General features: G+C 66.0%; 18 protein-coding genes. 6 read left to right on the top strand and 12 right to left on the bottom strand.

The window, feature by feature from the left end; all coding sequences use genetic code 11:
- Positions 1 to 112: 112 nt before the first annotated feature.
- From M1E07_RS02635 to M1E07_RS02620, 4 genes are all read right to left on the bottom strand, one after another.
- On the bottom strand, positions 113 to 1,162 hold the full coding sequence (locus M1E07_RS02635) for a LacI family DNA-binding transcriptional regulator (protein WP_461188752.1): 1,050 nt from the start codon (positions 1,160 to 1,162) through the stop codon (positions 113 to 115).
- Between the two features lie 84 nt (positions 1,163 to 1,246).
- On the bottom strand, positions 1,247 to 1,798 hold the full coding sequence (gene hpt / locus M1E07_RS02630) for a hypoxanthine phosphoribosyltransferase (RefSeq protein WP_461188751.1): 552 nt from the start codon (positions 1,796 to 1,798) through the stop codon (positions 1,247 to 1,249).
- 30 nt (positions 1,799 to 1,828) lie between these two features.
- Positions 1,829 to 2,887 (bottom strand): tRNA lysidine(34) synthetase TilS, encoded by a 1,059-nt coding sequence (gene tilS, locus M1E07_RS02625; RefSeq protein ID WP_461188750.1) that lies wholly within the window; start codon positions 2,885 to 2,887, stop codon positions 1,829 to 1,831.
- Positions 2,888 to 2,979: 92 nt separating this feature from the next.
- Positions 2,980 to 4,113, bottom strand: coding sequence for a zinc-dependent metalloprotease (locus M1E07_RS02620; RefSeq protein WP_461188749.1), 1,134 nt, complete (start codon positions 4,111 to 4,113; stop codon positions 2,980 to 2,982).
- A 198-nt stretch (positions 4,114 to 4,311) separates the two neighbouring features.
- Here M1E07_RS02620 and M1E07_RS02615 point away from each other — a divergent pair, with 198 nt between their 5' ends.
- Positions 4,312 to 4,524: a hypothetical protein gene (locus M1E07_RS02615; protein ID WP_461188748.1), complete on the top strand. Its 213-nt coding sequence runs from the start codon at positions 4,312 to 4,314 to the stop codon at positions 4,522 to 4,524.
- Positions 4,525 to 4,564: 40 nt separating this feature from the next.
- Here the strand turns inward: M1E07_RS02615 and dacB are convergent, their stop codons facing one another.
- Positions 4,565 to 6,091 carry a D-alanyl-D-alanine carboxypeptidase/D-alanyl-D-alanine endopeptidase gene (dacB, locus tag M1E07_RS02610; protein ID WP_461188747.1) on the bottom strand — a complete coding sequence of 509 codons (1,527 nt, stop codon included), beginning with the start codon at positions 6,089 to 6,091 and terminating at the stop codon, positions 4,565 to 4,567.
- Positions 6,092 to 6,244: 153 nt separating this feature from the next.
- Here dacB and M1E07_RS02605 point away from each other — a divergent pair, with 153 nt between their 5' ends.
- Positions 6,245 to 6,733, top strand: a complete 489-nt coding sequence (locus M1E07_RS02605) for an inorganic diphosphatase (protein WP_461188746.1) — start codon at positions 6,245 to 6,247, stop codon at positions 6,731 to 6,733.
- Positions 6,734 to 6,827: 94 nt separating this feature from the next.
- Positions 6,828 to 8,234 (top strand): carboxylesterase family protein, encoded by a 1,407-nt coding sequence (locus M1E07_RS02600; RefSeq protein ID WP_461188745.1) that lies wholly within the window; start codon positions 6,828 to 6,830, stop codon positions 8,232 to 8,234.
- On the opposite strand, the gene M1E07_RS02595 is transcribed toward M1E07_RS02600, so the two are convergent.
- Positions 8,165 to 8,764 carry an alpha/beta fold hydrolase gene (locus tag M1E07_RS02595; protein ID WP_461188744.1) on the bottom strand — a complete coding sequence of 200 codons (600 nt, stop codon included), beginning with the start codon at positions 8,762 to 8,764 and terminating at the stop codon, positions 8,165 to 8,167. The two genes, M1E07_RS02600 and M1E07_RS02595, sit on opposite strands and share 70 nt — an antisense overlap.
- Positions 8,765 to 8,807: 43 nt before the next feature.
- Complete coding sequence (locus M1E07_RS02590) at positions 8,808 to 11,192, bottom strand: phosphoketolase family protein (RefSeq protein WP_461188743.1); 2,385 nt, start codon at positions 11,190 to 11,192, stop codon at positions 8,808 to 8,810.
- A 120-nt stretch (positions 11,193 to 11,312) separates the two neighbouring features.
- Here M1E07_RS02590 and M1E07_RS02585 point away from each other — a divergent pair, with 120 nt between their 5' ends.
- Together M1E07_RS02585 and M1E07_RS02580 are read left to right on the top strand one after the other, a co-directional pair.
- Positions 11,313 to 11,912 (top strand): hypothetical protein, encoded by a 600-nt coding sequence (locus tag M1E07_RS02585; protein ID WP_461188742.1) that lies wholly within the window; start codon positions 11,313 to 11,315, stop codon positions 11,910 to 11,912.
- Positions 11,913 to 12,107: 195 nt separating this feature from the next.
- Positions 12,108 to 12,995 carry an AEC family transporter gene (locus tag M1E07_RS02580; protein WP_461188741.1) on the top strand — a complete coding sequence of 296 codons (888 nt, stop codon included), beginning with the start codon at positions 12,108 to 12,110 and terminating at the stop codon, positions 12,993 to 12,995.
- A 16-nt stretch (positions 12,996 to 13,011) separates the two neighbouring features.
- Here the strand turns inward: M1E07_RS02580 and M1E07_RS02575 are convergent, their stop codons facing one another.
- From M1E07_RS02575 to serS, 4 genes are all read right to left on the bottom strand, one after another.
- Positions 13,012 to 13,596 carry a histidine phosphatase family protein gene (locus M1E07_RS02575; protein ID WP_461188740.1) on the bottom strand — a complete coding sequence of 195 codons (585 nt, stop codon included), beginning with the start codon at positions 13,594 to 13,596 and terminating at the stop codon, positions 13,012 to 13,014.
- A gap of 65 nt (positions 13,597 to 13,661) precedes the next feature.
- Complete coding sequence (locus tag M1E07_RS02570) at positions 13,662 to 14,048, bottom strand: hypothetical protein (protein ID WP_461188739.1); 387 nt, start codon at positions 14,046 to 14,048, stop codon at positions 13,662 to 13,664.
- A gap of 18 nt (positions 14,049 to 14,066) precedes the next feature.
- Entirely contained in the window at positions 14,067 to 14,927 is an 861-nt protein-coding gene (locus M1E07_RS02565) for an HAD family hydrolase (protein ID WP_461188738.1), read from the bottom strand.
- A 194-nt stretch (positions 14,928 to 15,121) separates the two neighbouring features.
- Positions 15,122 to 16,402, bottom strand: a complete 1,281-nt coding sequence (gene serS, locus M1E07_RS02560) for a serine--tRNA ligase (protein ID WP_461188737.1) — start codon at positions 16,400 to 16,402, stop codon at positions 15,122 to 15,124.
- Positions 16,403 to 16,492: 90 nt separating this feature from the next.
- Between serS and M1E07_RS02555 the strand changes: the two genes are divergently transcribed.
- Positions 16,493 to 17,557 carry a diacylglycerol/lipid kinase family protein gene (locus M1E07_RS02555; RefSeq protein WP_461188736.1) on the top strand — a complete coding sequence of 355 codons (1,065 nt, stop codon included), beginning with the start codon at positions 16,493 to 16,495 and terminating at the stop codon, positions 17,555 to 17,557.
- 10 nt (positions 17,558 to 17,567) lie between these two features.
- On the opposite strand, the gene M1E07_RS02550 is transcribed toward M1E07_RS02555, so the two are convergent.
- Positions 17,568 to 17,774: a hypothetical protein gene (locus tag M1E07_RS02550; protein WP_461188735.1), complete on the bottom strand. Its 207-nt coding sequence runs from the start codon at positions 17,772 to 17,774 to the stop codon at positions 17,568 to 17,570.
- Positions 17,775 to 17,791 lie beyond the last annotated feature (17 nt).

Raw genomic sequence — 17,791 nt, 5'->3', positions numbered from 1 at the left:
GCTGCGTCAGCTTCTAGCTATACACCGTCCGGAGTAGATCACGCATGGTGCGGGGCAAAAGTTCCCTCTGGGCGTAGTGGCCGCCGCCACCCGGGCCGGGGCTTTGCTGTGCCTAGATCCGGGGGCCGGCTACGGAGCCGCGGGGTACCAGCGGACAGTTGAGGAGGACCGGTTCCGGGGCTACTCGGTCAAGCCCGGACGTCCCTTCCACCGTGTCGATCAGCCGTTCCGCCGCCCACGCGCCCATCTCGTAGTGGGGCAGGGCAATGCTGGTCAGCCCCGGGTGCAGGTTGCCGGCGATCAGCTCCTGGTTGTCGAAGCCAACAACGGAAAGCTCCTCCGGGATGGCCAGGCCCAGCTCCGCGGCCGCGCGGTAGGCGCCCATCGCCATGCGGTCGTTGTAGCAGAACAGTGCCGACGGCGGGTTGTCGGCTTCCAGGATGCTGCGCGCGGCTTCGTAGCCTCCGTTTGCATCGGAGGAGGCTGCCTCCACCGGCGCCGCCGCGCCGTCGAGCCCGGCGCTGGTGAGGGTCACGCGGAAACCGCGGAGCCGCTCGCGGGTGGAGGGTGAGTCCGCTGCGTTGTTAATGAAGCCGATGCGGGTGTGCCCCGCGGCCAGCAGGGTTTCGACGGCGGTGCGCGCGCCGCCGCACTCGTCCGGGACTACTGAGGGAAAGCCAACACCTGCGCTGACGGCATCGACGAGGACGGCCGGCACCTTGCCCAGGTTGGCCGGGGCCTCCACGATCCGGTGCTGCATGGTGGCAAAAAGGATGCCGTCCACCTGCCGGTCGAGCAGCGCCTCCACGTCCGCATCGCGGGACTCCGGGCTGGCCGTCCCCGACGTGTTGATGACCATCAGTGTGTAGCCGCGCGTCCGGGCAGCATCGTCTGCGCCCAGGATGATCCGCCCGGCATGCGGTGTGGTGGCGATGTCCTCGCTCACCAGGCCGAGCATCCCGCTGCGCCTGCTGCGGAGGGCCTGCGCCAGGCGGTTCGGCCCGTAGCCCAGTTGCACGGCCGCGGAGCGGACCTTGTTCCGCGTTTCCGGGCTGATCCGCGCGTAGGCAACATCGTTCAGGACGTGGGAGACGGTGGTGACGGACACCCCGGCGGCAGCCGCTACATCCCTGATGCCAACAGCCCTGCCTCCGGCCTTCACGGCCGGCAACTTCCGCGAGATGGCATTTGACGGCAGTCCGGGGTCCCAATACTGCGGCTAAATGCCATCTCGCGCGGTGTGGGCTTACTCGTAAACGTGCGGGGCGAGGGTTCCCACGAAGTCGAGGTTGCGGTACTTCTCGGCGTAGTCCAGGCCGTAACCCACCACGAATTCGTTGGGGATGTCGTAGCCCACGTACTTGACGTCGATTTCCACTTTCGCGGCGGTGGGCTTGCGGAAGGCAGTGCAGATCTCAACTGAAGCGGTGCCGCGGGACTCCAGGTTGGTTTTCAGCCAGGACAGCGTGAGGCCGGAGTCGATGATGTCCTCGACGATCAGTACGTCCTTGCCCATCAGGTCCGTGTCCAGGTCCTTCAGGATGCGGACAACGCCGGAGGACTGGGTGCCGGAGCCGTAGGACGAAACGGCCATCCAGTCCATTGAGATGTGGCTGTGGAGTGCCCGGGCAAGGTCGGCCATGACCATGACAGCGCCTTTGAGGACGCCCACGATCAGGATTTCGCGGCCCTCGTAGTCCTTGTCGATCTGCGCAGCGAGCTCCAGGATCCGCTGCTGGATCTGCTCCTTGGTGTAGAGAACGTGCTTGAGGTCTGCCTGGACGTCGTTTGAATCCACCAATGGCTCCTGTGTAGATGCGGGGTGCGACTATTTTGCGGGCGGCTTTTGACGCCGGAATACTAGCTTCCCACAGCGTGCGCCTCCGCGGGGAACGGGTGCGCCCTCATCCGCGGCGGCAGGGCGGTCCGCGGCCGGCACGTCTTCCAGCTGCGCCAGCGACAACCTGTACACGCCCACGCCCCCGGGCAGCTCAACCGGGCCCGCCGAGCCCTGCCGCCGCAGCAGCGCTTCCGCCGCCAAAAGGCGCTGGTAGCTGGGCTGTTGGCCGCCGACGTCGGCCGCCGCCTTGGCGATCACCCGGAACCTGATGGCGGGGGCCAGGGCACGCAAGGCCTCCTCGGGAAGGCTCAATTCCCGGCCGGTCCGCTCCACCAGTGACGTAAAGGTGGCTTCTGCCACATCCTCCAGATAGTCGGCGTCCAGCTGCAGGATGGAGGCCGTGCGCGCCAGCGATTCCGCGACGCCGGGGCCAAGCTTTTCCTCGAGGTGCGGCAGTACTTCCACGCGGGTGCGGGACCTGGCGAAGGCCGGGTCCGAGTTGCTGGGATCGTGCCATGGCTGCAGTTCCTCGACAGCACAGATCTCCTCGGTGTCCGCGCGGCGAAGCCCCAGGAACGGCCGCAGCAGCCTGCCGCGTGCCGGCCTCATTCCTGCCAGCGAGCGGGTGCCGGATCCACGGGCCAGGCCCAGCAGCACCTGTTCGGCCTGGTCGTCCAGGGTGTGGCCCAGCAGGATGGCGTCCGCTCCCTGGTTTGCCGCGGCTGCTTCAAGTGCTGCGTGCCGGGCTTCACGCGCCGCGGCTTCCGGCCCGAGGCCTTCTCCGACCACCGTTACGGTCCGGATCTCAACGGGTGCAAGGCCCAGTTCCTGCAAAACCCTGGCTGCCTCTTCCGCTACCTGCCCGGAACCCTCCTGCAACTGGTGGTCCACCACCACCGCGCCCACGGTGATGGGGTGGCCATCAACATGCCCACGGCGGGCGAAGTAGGCGGCCACTGATGCCAGGGCGAGGGAGTCCGGCCCGCCGCTGCACGCGACGAGGACGTGCTGCGGATAACCGGCTTGGGCCAGGGCGTCCTGGAGCATTCTGCGCGCCGTGCCGAGGACGGGCGCCAGTCTTCCGGGCCGGCGTCGGCCGCTGGGTTGGGTGAGCTGGCCGGGTTCGGGAACGGTGTTGATCAGAGTCCCATCCGCTCAAGCCACAGCTTGGCGTCGTGAATTTCCGGTTCTGTGGGCAGGCGGTCCGCGGACTCCCAGACCCGGTTGAAGCCTTCCATTCCCGCGACGTCCACCACTGCACGGACGAAACGGGCGCCGTCAGAGTACTGGCGCATTTTCGCGTCCAGGCCCAACAGGCTGCGAATGAACTTCTCGATCACGCCGCGGTCCTTGCCGCGGTCGTTGAACCGCTGCCGGATGGTCTTCACGGACGGCACGATGCTGGCATCCACAGCGTCCATGACCACGTTGGCGTGGCCTTCCAACAGGCTCATCACAGCGGTCAGGTGCGAGATGGCAGCCTTCTCCTCCGGATCCTGCAGGAGGTCCAGGATGGCACCACGCCCCGGGGTGTTTCCGTTACCGGTGCGGTCCTTCAGTGAGCGGGCGGCGGCGGTGGCCCGCTCCATCAGGGTGTCAACGTTGCCCAGCAGGTGGGCGCTGAGTTCATCAATCTGTTCCAGCATGTGGTGCCGCAGCCACGGGGCGGCCGCGAACTGGACCCGGTGCGTCTGTTCGTGGAGGCAGACCCACAGGCGGAAATCTTCGGGGGTGACGTTCAGTTCACGCTCCACGGCCACGATGTTGGGGGCCACCAGGAGCAGTCGTCCACCCGACGGCGCCGTGGACCCTTCGGCGAGCGCGGCGAACGGATCGTACTGGCCCAGGACCTTGCTGGACAGGAAGGCCAGGACTGCGCCTAACTGGCTGCCGGTGATGGCGCCGCTGACACTGGCAGCGGCAGGGCTCAGGGTGCCGCGCCTGCTTTCGAGCATCTTTTCCATGGCAGGCTTCAGCATTACGGCGAAGCTTTGGGTGTTCGCCTTCGCCCATGAGGCGCGGTCCACCACCAGAACGTTTGAGTCGCGGAGATCCCGTGCCGCTTCCAGCCCGGTGATCTCGTGGACGTGTTCAACCGAGGCGTCGGCAAGCCGCCGCAGGCTTTCCACGGCGTCACCGATGGCGGCCTGGTTCAGGACGGGGCCGGCGGGAGCCAGCCGCGCCGCGGTGGAGGCGGCAAGGTCCCAATTGATCAGGGACGAGGCCTGGCTGGACAACGTTGGGGCTGACGACTCACCTGCAGTGGACTCCATAGTTCCCATCAGAACACAGCAGGCTGGAGATAGTCCTTAAGTTCGCTGACCGGCGAACCTGTACTTCGTTGCGCCGGCACGGGGCCCGGCCTGGGCCGCTACCGTTGCACAGCCGGTTCACAGGAGGGTGAAAGCCGCGGCCTAAGTCGCTCCGGCACAGTAGTAACCAAGCGTCCAACCACCCGAAAGGAGAACACCATGATTCCCTACCGCCCCGTTGCTCCCCTGACCGCCGAACCCCGGAAGGGCTGGAAGCCGGTAATCGCCGCCATCGTAATGGCTGCCCTGCTGGGTACCACCGCAACCGCGGCTGTTGCTGCCGAACCGGAGTTGCACGCGTCCAGCCTTCAATCGGTCAGCACCATTAATCCGGAGCTGCCAGCCATCGAGCCGGTGCGTCGGGAGTCATAGCGGCAGGTTTTGGGCCAGCGCTATCGCTCTACCGGCAGCGCTACCGGCAGCCGCAGGCCGCGAGCGCCGTAGCAGCGCGGTCCAACGCCACCCTGTTGCCTGCAGCGCCGGGCGTGAGCCCGTTGCCGATGAAGGAGAAGACCAGGAGGCGGCCGTCGGCGTCGACCACGTAGCCGCTGAGCGCCAGCACCGAATTCAGCGTGCCGGTCTTGGCACGGACCAACCCTGCGCCCCGGGCTGTTGACTCATCGCCGTAGCGGGCATCCAGGGTTCCGGTAAGGCCGGCCACCGGAAAGCCGTCCAAGGCGGCGCGAAGCCTGCTGTCCGTGCCGGTGGTGATGGCCCGCACCACCTCGGCGAAGTGCCGGGCTGAAACCTGGTTGCCCATGGCAAGGCCGCACACATCAACCAGCTTCACGTCATCAGCCGGAATCCCGGCTTCGGCGAGCTGGGTGCGGACTGCGGCCGTGGCTCCGTCGTTGCTGCCCGGCTGCCCTGCCGCGAGTGATGCCATCCGTCCGAGGACTTCCGCGAGGTAGTTGTCCGATTCCTGCAGCATGTGGTCCACCTGCTGGGCCACCGTGGCTGAGTGCACCTCGGCCAGGACTGGCGGTTCCCCGCCGGCATCTTCGGTTGGCCCACCCCCTGGTTGCCCCGGACGCGGGGATCGTTCGACGGCGGCTGCCACGGTCAGTCCCGCGGCCGCGCCTGCCGTTCGCAGCCGGGCAGCAAACTCCTCGGCCACCGTGATTGCGGAGTCCTGGGGGCGGGGCCCGGTGGTCACCGCAGGATCGAAACGTGCCGAGTTCAGTGCCAGGGGATATACCGGCGCTACTTCACCTGCTGCCACATCCCCGCTTTCCCAGGCCGGGTTCAGGGCCGGACCGGTAAACAGGGAATCGTCCACGAGGACCTTAATCCCACCTGATGTTCCGGCGGCCTTCAGGGCCTGGACAGTCCGGGCAGCAAGCGTGGCAAGGCCGGCGTGGCCCATCACCTGGTTTTCGTTGGAATCCCCGGGTGCAAGGAGGACGTCGCCGCCCCCTAGGAGCACGACCTGCCCGGCGGCCGGACCTGCAACCACCGAAGTGGTAAACCGGTGCTCGGGACCAAGGGAGCGGAGGGCCGCCACCGCGGTGAGCAGCTTGAGGTTGGAGGCGGGCACCCTGTTTTCGGAACCGCCACGGTCAAAGAGGACTTGGCCAGTGAGCGCATCCTGGACCAGCCCCGTGAAGCTGCCGCCGCCGTCGGCCTTCAACAGGGGCTCCAACTGTGCGCTGACGCCGGATGCCAACGGGACGGCAGCGGTGCTATCCAGCGGGGCAAGTCCCTGCTCGGGCGCCAGCGTAGCCGGAGCCTGCTGCCATGCCGGCGCCGGTGGAGCGGGCGCAGGGGGCTCGGGCCCCAGGAAACCGGGGGCAACCAGCAGGGCAGCCGGGGCCATAAGGACCATCAGGAGGGCTGTCAGCAAAAGCATCGGCCAGGACCGCCGCAGGCCCGCGACGCCGGCCCGGACGCCGCGGCGGACATGGCCCAGCAACGGTTCCGCGGAAGTTGGTTTGGTCATGCCGGTGCTGGTCCTCAAGTCCTGAAATATCCCCACAAGTTCCTGATTCCAGGGCCTCTCGCTATATCCTCAATAATAGTCGGCGGCACGGACACTCCTTTGGTGAGCCGTCCGGTATGCCGCGAACCCCCTGCAATTGCCGAGGAGCATTCCATGAAGCATGACGTGACCATCGAGATCCCCAAGGGATCACGCGTCAAGTACGAAGTTGACCACGAGACCGGCCGCGTCCGCCTGGACCGCGTGCTCTTCACCTCCATGCAGTACCCCACGCACTACGGGTTCTTCGAAAACACCCTGGGCGAAGACGGCGACCCGCTGGACGCACTGGTGCTCCTGCAGGATTTCGACCTGCACCCCGGCGTCATTGTTGAGTCCCGCCCCATTGGCATTTTCAACATGACCGACGACGGCGGCGGAGACGCCAAGGTCCTGTGCGTCCCGGTTGACGCCCGTTTCGACCACATCCAGGAAGTCAGCGACGTCAGCGACTTCCTGATCAAGGAAATCGAGCACTTCTTCACCCGCTACAAGGACCTGGAGCCGGGCAAGTGGGTCAAGGCCGAGGGCTGGGGCGACCGCGCCGCAGCCGAAGCCGAGCTGGAAGCCTCCATCAAGCGTTACGTGCCCACGGGCCACTGATCCGCACTGACGGCGGGTGCCCGGTTCGCGAGAGCCGGGCACCCGCCGTCGTCGTCTGTCAGGACTTCCAAGCAAGATATGAAACTCTTGGTGCGTGAACTCCGCACCCACTTTCAACCCGCCCTGCGGCCCCGTCACCGGTTGGCGGGACGGCGGCGTCGTCCGGGCCACCGGCATTCCGTACGCCTCTGCCGGGCGTTTCCAGGCACCCGTCCCGGCCTCGGACTGGACTGAACCGTTTGCCGCAACCTCTCTGGCTCCCGCCTGTCCGCAGGGGCCGGTGCCGTTCCTCGACGACGTCCTGGGCACCCGCTACGGTGAACTTCCGGGCAGCGAGGACTGCCAGAACCTCTCTATCACCATGCCCGCCGATCTTGCCCGGGGCGAGAAGCTGCCCGTGATGGTGTGGATCCACGGCGGTTCCTACACCACCGGATCCGGCGACCTCGCCATCTTCGACCCCGCTGCACTGGTAGCCGAGACCCGGGTGGTGGTGGTTTCGGTAACCTACCGCCTGGGACTGTTCGGTTTCCTGGCCACACGTTCGGGCCGGCCGGGCAACCTGGGCCTGCTGGACCAGCTCGAGGCGTTCCGCTGGGTGCAGCGGAACATCGGCGCGTTCGGTGGCGACTCCGGCCGGGTGACCGCCTTCGGGCAGTCCGCCGGCGGCGACGCGATCGCGCATCTCATGGCCACCGTGGACGCACCTGCGCTGTTCCAGCGGGCAATCATCCAGAGCGCACCTTTGGGCATCTCGCGCGGGCGGGCCAAAATGAACCACGCTATGGGCATCGCGGCCGAGGCGGTCTCCGCGGAAACTCCCGCGATGGAAGTGGTGGAACGGGAGGATCACGTGGCGCAGGTGGCCCGGAAATTCGGAATGCTGGCCGCCATGCCGTTCGGGACCCAGTACGGGCATGAGCCGTTGCCGGAAGAACCGGATATTGAACCCGCCTGGAACCGTTCGGCCCCCGGCATTGAAGTGCTGATTGGGCACACGTCGGAGGAGGCGCGGCTGTTCCTGCCCCGGAGCCCGCACCTCAGCCGGTTGGCCCGGCTTCCCCTTGCAGGAACCGCAGCCATCCGTGCCATCGACTGGGTGGTCACCGAAACCGTCTACGGCCGGGCTGCCCGGAAATTCGCCCGGCGGCATGCCCAGGCGGGCGGAAAGGCCCATAGCTATGTCCTGCACTGGCACGCGCCGCACAACATCTTCGGCGCAGCGCACACCATCGATTTACCGCTCCTGTTTGGTAACCGAACTACCTGGGACGGCGTGGGACTGATTGCGGGCGCCAGGTGGGAGGACGTAAACGCAGTGGGGCGGGAGCTTCGGGGCTTGTGGGCGGCCTTCGCCCGAGGTGACGATCTTGGCGAAAAGGGCGGGATTCCCGGCGCCCTCAAGCTCACGTCAGGGCAGCCCGCAGCGCGTCAGCGTCCCCGCCTGCTGGCAACCGTGTTGCGGACAGCTTCCACCAGGATGTCCTGGCGCTGGAAGTAGGCGTTATGGCCGGCGTCCTCCACCACCAGGAGGCGGGCTCCGGGGACCGTGGCGGCAACGTGTTCAGCCCCACGGCGGATACGCGGCCTTTCCTCGTCCCCGATCAAAAGAGTCAGCGGGCTCTTTACTGATTCCAGTCCCTGCTGGAACCAGTCGACGTCCAACGGGTCGGCGCTCAGGAACTCCCCCTGGCTTTGCTCAAGGCTGCGCGGGTGGCGGGCGGCCCAGCGAAGCGCAGTCATGCCGCCCATGAATTGCCCCACAATCACGGGGTTCTCCAGGCCGAGCGAGTTGATGAAGTACTCCGGCTCCGCAGCCCGGTCAACCAGCGGTCCGTTTCGCGGGGAGTTGGAGGACCAGCCGTGATCGTAGGTGTCGTACGTCAGTACCCGGAGGTCCTGCTCCAGTTCAGCGACGATCGGCTCCCAGCATGCCGCCGCCGATGCATGGCCGTGCAGCAAAACCACGGGCTGGCCGCGGCCGGCGTCCGTGTAGTGGATGTCGTTGCCGAGCACATCAAGCCATGGCATGTCATCCCACGGCGTCCCTTGGCGCAACACAAGGAACGTACCGTCAGCCGCCCAGCTTCCAGTTCCGGATTTCCTCCGGATCCTCCCCATGGGTGCGGGTGTGCCCGCGGGCACGGATCCTGCTGTCCTGGAGCTCCTGCCGCAGCAGCGAATGCTTCTCCGCCAGGCCCGGGACACGGTCGATGGCGTCGATGGCCAGCTGGAACCGGTCGATGCCGTTCAGCATGGCCATGTCGAACGGCGTGGTGGTGGTCCCTTCCTCCTTGTAGCCGCGCACGTGCAGGCCCTCCTGGTTGCTGCGGCGGTAGGCCAGCCGGTGGATCAGTGCGGGATAGCCGTGATAGGCGAAGATGACGGGCTTGTCCGTGGTGAAGATCCCGTCGAAGTCCCGTGCAGGAAGCCCGTGCGGATGTTCGCTTTCGTCCTGGAGCCGCATCAGGTCAACCACGTTGACCACGCGGACTTTCAGCCCCGGCGCACCGGCCTTGAGCAGCTCCGCCGCGGCCACCGTCTCCACAGTGGGGACGTCGCCGGCGCAGGCCAGGACGACGTCGGGCTCCTCCCCCGGGACCTCGGACCCCGCGAACTCCCAAATGCCCAGCCCCCGCTGGCAGTGGGCGGCGGCGTCGGCGGGCCCGAGCCATGTGGGTGACGGTTGCTTTCCGCTGACCACGATGTTCACGTAGTCGGTGGAGGCCAGGCAGTGCTCCATCACGGACAGCAGCGTGTTGGCGTCCGGCGGCAGGTACACGCGGATGACCTCAGCCTTTTTGTTCACGGCGTGGTCAATGAACCCCGGGTCCTGGTGCGAAAACCCGTTGTGGTCCTGCTGCCACACGTGCGAGGACAGCAGGTAGTTCAGCGAGGCGACCGGCTGGCGCCAGGGCAGCTTGCGGTGCACCTTCAGCCACTTGGCGTGCTGGTTGAACATCGAGTCAACGATGTGGATGAAGGCCTCGTAGCAACTGAAGACGCCATGCCGGCCGGTCAGCAGGTAGCCCTCAAGCCAGCCCTGGCACAGGTGTTCGCTCAGCACCTCCATCACCCTTCCGGAGCGCGCCAGGTGCTCATCGACGTCGTCAATCCGGTACTGCCACACCTTATCGGTGACCTCGTAGACGTTCTGGAGCCGGTTGGACGCCGTCTCGTCCGGGCCGAACAGCCGGAACGTTTCCATGTTCAGCGCGATGACGTCCCGCATCCACGAGCCCAGCGTGATCATCGGGCTGACCCGCTCGGTCCCCGCGCCCGTAACCTCGACGGCGTGGTCCCGGTAATCGGGCAGCTTCAGCGCGCGCCGCAACAGGCCGCCGTTGGCATGCGGCGTGGCACTCATCCGGAAACCACCGGTGGGCGCAGCCTCGGCGACATCGGGCCGGAGCCTGCCGTCGCCGTCGAACAGTTCTTCCGGGCGGTAGGACTGCAGCCACTCCTCCAGCAGCCGCAGGTGGTCTTCGTTGCTATGGACCTCCGACAGCGGCACCTGATGGCTCCGCCAGGTCCCCTCGACCTGCAGCCCGTCAACGGTGCGGGGCCCGGTCCAGCCTTTCGGCGAGCGCAGCACGATCATCGGCCAGCGCGGCGCCTCGCTGTCATTTCCGTCCGTCGTGGCGGGCGGCGTGCGCCGGGACTCCTGGATGGCCCGGATACCGGCCATACAGGAGTCCAGCGCCACGGCGAACTCCCGGTGCGCCTGCTCGGTGTTGTCCGGGTCCTTCACGGTAACGAAATAGGGCTCGTGGCCGTAGCCCCGCAGCAGCTGTTCCAGCTGCGCTTCGGGCATGCGGGCCAAAATGGTGGGGTTGGCGATTTTGTAGCCGTTCAGGTGCAGGATGGGCAGCACCGCGCCGTCCGTGGCCGGATCGAGGAAGTTGTGCGAGTGCCAACTGGCGGCCAGCGGACCCGTCTCCGCCTCGCCGTCGCCAATCACGACGGCGGTCACCAGCTGGGGATTGTCGAGTATGGAGCCGTAGGCGTGGGCGAGGGAGTACCCGAGTTCACCGCCCTCACTGATGGAGCCGGGGCTCTCCGGAGCGGCGTGGCTGGGGATGCCGCCCGGGTAGGAGAATTGGCGGAACAGCTCGGCCATGCCATCGGCGTCGCTGCCCACGTGGCCGTAGATTTCGGAGTATGTCCCTTCCAGCCAGGCATTGGCTACGACGGCAGGGCCGCCGTGCCCGGGACCTGCCACAAAAAGCATTTCGGCGGAGTCGCGGCGGATCACGCGGTTCAGGTGCGCATACACGAAGTTCAGTCCAGGCGTGGTGCCCCAATGGCCCAGCAGCCGGGACTTCGTGTGCTCGGCCTTCAGCGGTTCGCGCAGCAGCGGGTTGGAGCGGAGATAGATCTGGCCCACGGAAAGGTAGTTGGCGGCGCGCCACCAGCGGTCTACAAGTTCGAATTCGTCCTGCCCCATGGTGCCGGCCATAACCATCCTCACGTCGCGTTCGCCGCCAAAGGCGGCCGTCGGTCCATCGCATCAGATGGCTCCGGGCGAGGCAACCCCGCTTGCCTCCACGCCGCTACCAGCGGGTAGTCTTTGGTTCAAATGTTCACTTTGACCATCAACCAAATCGACAGCCGGCGTGACGGCGACAAGGTGCCGCAGTTGCTCAAGGACCTGCGGCACATTCCTGCGCGCCTGGATTTCGACCGGTCGGTGGAAGACGAGGTCCAGGGCATCGTGGACTGCCCGCATCAGGCCGTGGAGGCCGCGCTGATCGCCCTGCGCTGCGGTTCCTGGTACGCGGGAATCGGCGTCGGGCCAGTCAACGAGCCGTTGCCCAACCAGATCAAGGACGCCTCGGGGCACGGGCTGGTGTACGCCCGGCGTGCGGTGGACCGGCTGCGGAACAGCAAGGAGCGGGTTCCGGTAGCGGTGGAGGGGCCCCTGGCCGATGTTGCCCACGACGCTGAGGCCGTGCTCCGGTTGCTGGGGCACATCGTCCGCGACCGTTCCGAGGCCGAGTGGCGGGTCCTTGACCTGCTGACCCCCGGCGTCCGCGGCCAGCAGAAGGCTGTGGCCCAGGAACTGGGCATCACCACGCAGGCAGTCAGCAAAGCGGTAGCGCGGTCGCAGTGGAACGAGGAACATGCGGCCCGGCCTGCTGCAGCGCGGCTGCTGGGGCTCATCCTCGAGGTGCGGTAGCGGCTTTTAGCGGGCTGTCGGAGCCGTGCAAAAAGTTATGGGGATGAGGCCGCCCACGGCCCAGAAGCCCGCACTCCAGCCAGGTTTCCACTGCTGCTGCTTGCAGCCGGGTAGGTTTACAAGTGCAATCAACCCGCGAGCAGAATTGAGGCCTGCCTTTTGGAGGCTGTACTAAAGGGCTTTTTTGTTGTTGGCATGGTGTTGTTTGCGGGCTACCTGCTGGCCCGCTACAACGTACTCGGGCAACAGGGAGTCAAGGTTCTTTCGGCCCTCTCGTTCACTGTCGGCCTCCCAAGCCTGATGTTCTCCATGATCGCCACCCGGCATGTTACCGAGGTCCTGAGCACCACTGGCCTCATCTCGGTGATCACCGCCGTCGCATGCATGATGATCTTCGTGGCGGTGGGGGCGTTCCGCCGGTGGGGTACCCGGCGAACTGTCATCGGGGCGCTGACTACAGGAATAGTGAACTCCACAAACCTGGGAGTGCCGCTATCCGTCTACGTATTCGGCAGCGCTACCTACGTCACCCCGATCATGCTGTTCCAGCTTGCCCTGCTGACACCGATTGCCCTCACTATCCTTGACCTCGCAGACCCCCAGGGACACAAGCTGTCGGTCCTGAAGGTCCTCAGCACACCCTTCCGCAACCCCGTCACCGTTGCAGCCATTCTGGGCATCCTCCTGAGCGCGCTCGAGGTGAAGGTACCGGAACTGGTGCTCGCTCCCATATCCCTGGCTGCCCAGATGACAGTCCCGCTCATGCTGATCATTTTCGGCATGTCCCTCCACGGGATTAGCCTGCGCGGCGGCACTGGCGACGCGGCACCAACCACCGTGGCCGTAGTGCTGAAATCGGCGATCCAGCCTGCGCTGGCGTGGGCCTTGGCGGCCTACGTCTTTCACCTGGACCAATTCAGCACATTCGTCGTCATCGCCTGCGCAATCCTGCCGACGGGACAGAACGTCGTCCTTTACGCCATCCGCTACGGTGTCGGTCAGGCCTTGGCGCAGTCGACCGCGGTGATCACGACAGTACTGTCGGTCCCACTCCTGCTCGGAGCCGCCCTGCTGTTCGGGTGACGCCGGGTGGACCTGGTCAGCCCTGGCTGGCCGCCATCACCGGCTCGCCGTTAAAGTATTCGAGCTGCCAGCCGTCGACCGCGTGGTGGTGTGCGAGGTTCAGTACGGCGTTGTCGATGCTCGTCAGGGTGTTGCCGACGGCGCGGCTGAGGGTCACGCGGAGCAGCGTCCCGTGGGCGACGACGAGAAGCCGGCGGCCGCGGTATTCCTCGGCCAGTGCCTCCAGGGCTGCCAGTCCCCTGTCTGCTGCCTCCTCCTCGCTTTCGGCGCCGCGGAATCCGCCGGGAATGCGCATTTCGTCCAGTTCGGGCCCGGCCTGCATGCCCTCCGCGGGCCCGAAGCTGCGCTCGGTGAGTTCCGGCATCCGACGGACGTCGCTAAGCCCCAGCCCTGCCGCGATTACGTCCGCTGTCTCGGCAGCGCGGCTCAGCGGCGAAGACACAATGGCGTCCCATTCGTAGGCAGCCAGGACAGCGACCGCGTCCCGCGCCTGGGCCCGGCCCACGTCGTTCAGCGGAATGTCAGTTGATCCCTGCAACCGGCGCTGCGCATTCCAGTCAGTTTGGCCATGGCGGATGAGGGCGAACGTCGTAAGGGTCATGCTTCCCATTCTGCCTGACGGCGGGCGTCCCCTTCGCGCAGGCGCCCGGGCTGCCTGCAGGGCGATTACTTAAGGGCGAGCACCAGATAGGCGATGGCCAGGAAAAGAGCCACCGGCGTCATAACGGCACGCTCCGGTTTGCTCCGCGATATGGCGTTCATCAGCACGCCGAGCGCGAAATAGCCTGTCAGCACCCAAGCGAGCACCGACGTGACTGTCCCATTGCCCAGGGCCGGCACCATGCTTGCTTTGGCGAGAGCGGCGTACCCGAAGGCCGCGTACAGGACGATTGACACCGCACTTCCTATCCGCAGGCCGGCGGGTAGAACGTTGTGTTGTCCACCCCACGCGAACCTGCCCAGCGGGGCACCGGCTATCAAAGCGGCCTGGAAAACGGCCAGGCCGGCCAGAACCGCGCAGGCGGCCAAGGCAGCAATGTGGGCCAGAAGCACGGAAGTCCTCCCGGCAGCTTAGAGGAGGCTGCGCAGCACGTGGGCGGCGCCGTCGTCGAACACTGAGTGGGTAACCTCGTCCGCGGCGGCGATCACTTCCTCGGGTGCCTGGCCCATGGCCACACCCCGTCCGGCCCAGTTAAGCATCTCGATGTCGTTCCGGCCGTCTCCGACGGCAACCGTAAGATGCGGCTCGATGCCGAGGCGGCCACGCAGGTTTTCCAAGGCGCTGGCCTTGGTCACGCCGGCAGCGGCGATGTCCAGCCACGCGGTCCAACCCACCGAGTATGTGACCCCGGCAAGGCCTATTTGCTCGATCGCCTCGGTGAACTCTTCGGGCGTATTTTCGGTACTGAACACCACCACACGCACGGCCGTGGCCTCAAGCATGGTGTGAAAGTCCACGCCGACGGCCTCGACACCGAAGCTGGGATCCTGGAAGCGTTCGGTTGACAGGAAGTTGCCGTCCTCGTCTTCCAGCGCGTACTTGGCCGACGGAAGCCGCTCGCGGAGTGCACGGAGCGCGGGAGCCGGATCGAAAGTGGCCTTATGGATGACCTCGTACCCGTTTTCCAGATCGGGCTGGAGCCGCAGTGTCACGCCGCCGTTGCAGCAGACCGCATAGCCGCGCTCGATTCCGATGTTCTCGATAATGGGCAGCATGGCGTTGAGGGAGCGGCCGGTGGCAATCATTACCTCGTGCCCGGCTGCTACCACAGCCTGCGCGGCTTCGCGAACGGCCGGGGACATGTGCCCGTCGTGGTCCACCAGGGTGCCGTCCACGTCAAGGGCGACCATCAGCTTGTGGTCTGCGTTGTTGTTCTCGTTCTCTCGCCGGTCATCGTTGCCGGCGACCGAGGTTTCAGTCAGCGTTGTCATCCATCAAGTAGAGCAGACGCCGCCGAAAACCCGCTAGGACGCGCGCCACAGTGTTATTAACAGTTGGTAAATACCAACAGGTTGTCCCCGGTGCGGGTATTGACCTCCCCCGCCGAGGGTCCGCACCTAGTCTCGTTCGCGAAACCGGGCCCTCAAGGTCCGGATCCGCGAACGAGCCTGGGACCAAACGAAACCTACAGGACCGGGAGGACCTCGAGCCCGCCGATGTATTTCTGCAGCGCCTTGGGCACGTTGACTGAGCCGTCGGCGTTCTGGTGGTGCTCCAGGAGAGCCACGATCCAGCGAGTGGTGGCCAGGGTTCCGTTCAGGGTGGCAACAGCACGGGTACCCTTGGCCACCCCCTCCGCATTCACCGCACGTTCGCGGATGTTCAGGCGGCGGGCCTGGAAGGTGGTGCAGTTGGACGTAGAGGTCAGCTCGCGGTAGGCGCCCTGCGTGGGAACCCACGCTTCGCAGTCGTACTTCCGGGCGGCAGAGGTGCCAAGATCACCTGCGGCGGTGTCGATAACCCGGTACGGCAGCTCGCACTTGGCCAGCATCTCCTCTTCCCAGGCCAACAGCCGCTGGTGCTCCGCGGCGGCCTCCTCAACCGTGGTGTAGATGAACATCTCCACCTTGTTGAACTGGTGCACGCGGATGATGCCGCGGGTGTCCTTGCCGTGCGAACCGGCCTCACGGCGGTAGCACGAGCTCTGGCCGGCGTAGCGGATCGGGCCCTTGGAAAAGTCCAATATCTCGTCCGCGTGGTACCCGGCAAGCGCCACCTCCGAGGTGCCCACGAGGTAAAGGTCGTCTTCGGCGAGACGGTAAATCTCGGCGTCGTGCTTTACGTCGAAGCCAGTGCCCTGCATCGTCTCCGGGCGCACCAAAGTTGGTGTGATCATCGGGATGAAGCCAGCCTGTATGGCCTGGTCCATGGCCATCTGCAGCAGCGCCATCTCCAGCCGGGCACCCACGCCGCGGAGGAAGTAGAACCGGGCGCCGGACACCTTCGCGCCTCGCTCCATGTCGATCGCACCGATCAGCTCACCAATTTCCAGGTGGTCCTTTGGCTGAAAGTCCGGGAATTCACGCGGCGTGCCAACGGTTTTGACCACCACGTAGTCGTCCTCGCCGCCCTCTGGGACGCCGTCCTCGATGAGGTTGGGAATGGTGCGCAGCAGTTCTTCCTGCTTCAACTGCGCGGCGTCAGCCTCAGCGGAGGCGGCCTTGACCGAGTTGGCCAGTTCCTTCACTTCCGCCAACAGGGCTTTCTTTTCGTCGCCCTTCGCCTGGGCCACCTTTTTGCCGAAGACGTTTTGCTCGGCCCGGAGGTTCTCAAAGCGGATCAGCGCCGCACGGCGTGCAGAGTCCGCGGCAATGATCGCGTCCACCACTGATTCGTCCGCGCCGCGGGCGCGCTGGCTGGCTCGGAACTTGTCCGGGTTTTCGCTGAGGTCTTTTACGTCGATCACCCCATAAGGGTATCCAATCCGCAGGAGTCCGACGGCGGCGGCCGGCGGGCGGGACCGGCGCACCTGCCGCCGGGATACTGTTGAACCACCATGAGCGACCTGATTCTCTACCTGCTGATAGCGGTGGCGCTTGCCTTCGCCGTTTCCAGCTGGTGGGGAGTCCGCAGGCTCAAGGCGCTGCATGTGCGCAGCGCGGTGGGCGGGGACGCGCACGAACCGGGGCTTAGCCAGCAGCGGGTGGCGGTGATCCTCAACCCGATCAAAGCCCGCTCGGACGAAGCCAGGGCCACCATCCAGCGCGCCTGCCTCACGGCCGGCTGGGATGAGCCCGTGTTCTACGAGACGACGGCGGAGGACCCCGGCTTTTCGCAGGTGCAGGCGGCATTGGGGCACAAGCCCGACGTCGTTGTGGTGGGCGGCGGTGACGGCACCGTCCGGGTGGCGGCTGAGTCCCTCGCGCGAACGGGAGTCGCAATGGGCCTCATTCCGCTGGGCACCGGAAACCTCCTGGCCCGCAATGTGGACCTGGACGTCAACGACCTCCACGGCAATGTGCAGACAGCCCTCTTTGGCCACCAGCGGTATATCGACACCGCCCGGATGGGCATCGAGAACTCCCGGACCGGCCATTCCTCCGAGCAAACATTCCTGGTGATTGCGGGCATCGGCATGGACGCCGAGGTCCTGGCCGACACCAACGCGGGCCTGAAAAAGACGTTCGGCTGGCTTGCTTATACCGAGGCGGGCATGCGTCATCTGCCCGGCCGGCGGAAGAAGATCTCAATCTCGCTGGACGGCAGCCCGGATCAGGTCCGGAACATCCGCAGCATCCTTTTTGCCAACTGCGGCCTGGTCCCCGGCGGCATCGACTTCATCCCGCAGGCCATGATCGACGACGGCATGCTGGACGTGGTGGTGATGAGCCCTCGCAGCGCCATTGGCTGGCTGCTGATGTACGTAAAAATTATGTTCAAGCACAGCGGGAAACTGCCCATCATGACCATTTACAGGTCGGGCAGGATCGTCATCAAATGCCCTGAGCCGATGCCCACACAGCTCGATGGTGACACGGCGGGCGAAGCCACGCGGGTTACTGTCCAGGTGGAGCCGCGTTCGTTGTTGATCAGGGTTAAGGGGCAGGGCTCCCTGGTCTGACAAACGACGATCAGGCGTGGGCTTCCTTGTGGGCCTCGGCGGCGGCTTTTGCCGCGGCGCGGGCCTCGGACTGCTCACGGATCATGGCCTGTTCCTCTTCGAAGCGCAGGCGGTCCGCCCGGTCGGCCTCGTCACCGTCCCAGTCCTGGTTGTCGGCGGTGGGGCGGGGATTGACGATCATCCCCTGGCCATCGCTGTCAGAGCTGTTGGTACTCATGACCCGCTCCCTTCGTT

Source organism: Arthrobacter sp. Z4-13, from assembly GCF_054792705.1.
This window is presented reverse-complemented; position numbering and strand designations above follow the sequence as displayed.